The 1959-nt window shown below is 71.2% G+C and carries 4 protein-coding genes; all 4 read right to left on the bottom strand.

Going from position 1 to position 1959, the window contains the following annotated elements:
* On the bottom strand, positions 1-204 hold a 204-nt coding region (locus tag F3J18_RS37040; protein WP_166917124.1), incomplete at its 3' end, for a DUF4880 domain-containing protein.
* An 11-nt stretch (positions 205-215) separates the two neighbouring features.
* Positions 216-764: an RNA polymerase sigma factor gene (locus F3J18_RS37035; RefSeq protein WP_166917122.1), complete on the bottom strand. Its 549-nt coding sequence runs from the start codon at positions 762-764 to the stop codon at positions 216-218.
* Positions 765-770: 6 nt separating this feature from the next.
* Positions 771-1529, bottom strand: coding sequence for a TonB C-terminal domain-containing protein (locus tag F3J18_RS37030; RefSeq protein WP_166917126.1), 759 nt, complete (start codon positions 1527-1529; stop codon positions 771-773).
* A gap of 156 nt (positions 1530-1685) precedes the next feature.
* On the bottom strand, positions 1686-1959 hold a 274-nt coding region (gene gspM, locus F3J18_RS37025), incomplete at its 5' end, for a type II secretion system protein GspM (protein WP_166917120.1).

Genomic DNA, 1959 nt, shown 5'->3' with positions numbered 1-1959 from the left:
CTCCTCGCGCGCGAGCTCGCCCGCCGCCGTGCGCAGCAGGCTCCAGGTCTCGCGCAGTTGCGCGGCGCGCTGCGGATGCTCGGCCGACCAGCGCTCGAACGCCTCGACGTCGGCCGGCCCCGCTTCGCCGGAGCGCAGCCGCAGCAGCCAGGCGCTGGCGCTGTCATGCGCATCGTCGGCGGTATCGGGCTCGGCTCGGGTCATCGTCGTGTTGCTCAAAATTTGCGGGGTCCGCCGCGCGAACCCGGATACGTATCGTCATCGTCCTGCATGCGCTGCAGGCAGTATTTCATCGCCGCGCTCAACTCGCTCTCGACCAGGCGCAGCGAAATGCCGAACTGCTCGGCGATCTCGCGATTGAGCAGGCCGTCCACGCGCGCGGCCACCAGGATCGCGCGGCGGCGCGGCGTGAGGCCCTGCAGCACCGTCTTGAGCGTGTCCACCTTGCGGCGCGCCGCGACGATGCGCTCGGGATCGGCGATTTCATCGGGCAGCTCGAGCACCGCCTCGATGTCGTCCTCGTGCAGATGGCGACGTTCGCGACGATGCTGGTCGATCGCGACATTGTTGGCCATGCCGAGGATATACGCATCGGCATTGCCGACCTGGGTCGAGACGTTCGCGTTCTCGAGGCGCAGCCAGGTCTCGTGCAGCGCGTCGGCGGCGTTGTCCTTCGAGCCGGTCGCGCGCTCGAGCCGCCTGACGAGATGCGCGTAGCGCGTCGCGATGAGCTTCCTGAGTCCCGCGCGGGAAGTATCCGACATGGCCGCCTAGTTCCCGGTCGCCGACGACGGGCAACGCAGATGCACGCCGCGGCCGACCGGGCGCAGCAGGATCGTCACCGGCTGCGGCAGGTCTGCCGGCGGCATGGTGTCGAGCCGCAATGCGCGCAATGCACGCAGGATCGCCGCGTCACGCGCGGCCACACCGCTCGACGTCACCTGGTTTACCGACACGACCGCCCCCTTTTCATCTATGTGTAACTGCGCAACGAACCGGTACGTGCCGGGTACGGCGCCCGGCTGCGCGCACAGCGCGTCGATCATGCGTGCCTGCAGCGCGCCGGCGAACGCGCTGCGCGCCTCCGATCCCTCGATGCCGTCGACCGGCAGGGCGCCGTCGGGCGTGGCGCCGGCCGCTGCCGGCGCGGCGCTCGCCGAGGCCGGATCGGCAACGATGATCGCCTCGTCCTGCCGCGTGAAATCGGCCCGCAGGCCGGTGCCGACCAGCACCCGCCGCAAGGCCTCGCGCGGCGCGTAATCGCCCGCCAGCGGTGCGCTCATCCGGCCTTCCAGCAGCGGGGCGCTAGCCAGCACCACCAGCTCGGTGACGCGCGCGAAACCCTGCAGGGCACGCGCCAGCGGTTGCGCCGGCAGGTCGAAATGCACGCTGGCCGCGCCCGCGCCGGATTCGCCCCGAGCCGGCTCCGGCGTCGTCTGCGCAAGCGCCCGGCAGGCTGGCCACGCGAGCAGCCACAACAGACAGGCGGTCAACGCGAACAAGCCGGTCGGCGGCCGAAAACGTGTCATGAAACCCTGGCCGGAGGAGGAATGACGCGGCCGGTCCCCCGCCGCGAGCCTGCTGATCGGCCCCGCGGCGATCGAGCGACCGATTGTGATCGGCCCATGTGACAGTCCGGTGACCCGTGCAAGGAAACGAAGCGGTCTTCGTATGCCATGCAATATTTACTGCATCGCCGCGAGTTCGAGCGTGGCCGACACCGTCGCGATGCCGGGCTTGCCGTCCGCGCTCGCCTGCGCGGCGCTCACGCGCACGCGCGTATCGCGGCGCGCGCGTTCGAGCCAGTCGATCCAGGCGCCGAAGGGCACCGCCTTCGCCTCGAGCTGGATCGCGTTGCCGGTCACCACCAGTTGCGCGCCGACGATGCCGGCCTGCGCGAGCGAGGCCGCCAGCGCGTCGCGCAGGGCCGCGCCGCCCGGTGCGTGCGCCGCGGTGGCT

This window comes from Burkholderia sp. Ax-1720, from assembly GCF_011753035.1.
GTDB classification, from domain to species: Bacteria; Pseudomonadota; Gammaproteobacteria; order Burkholderiales; family Burkholderiaceae; genus Burkholderia; species Burkholderia gladioli.
Note: the sequence above shows the minus strand (reverse complement) of the source record. Positions and strands in the feature narration are given on the sequence as shown.

Excerpts from the sequence above, each read along its gene's own strand:
- F3J18_RS37035 (WP_166917122.1), bottom strand. The coding sequence starts at position 764 with ATGTCGGATACTTCCCGCGCGGGACTCAGGAAGCTCATCGCGACGCGC.
- F3J18_RS37030 (WP_166917126.1), bottom strand. The coding sequence starts at position 1,529 with ATGACACGTTTTCGGCCGCCGACCGGCTTGTTCGCGTTGACCGCCTGT.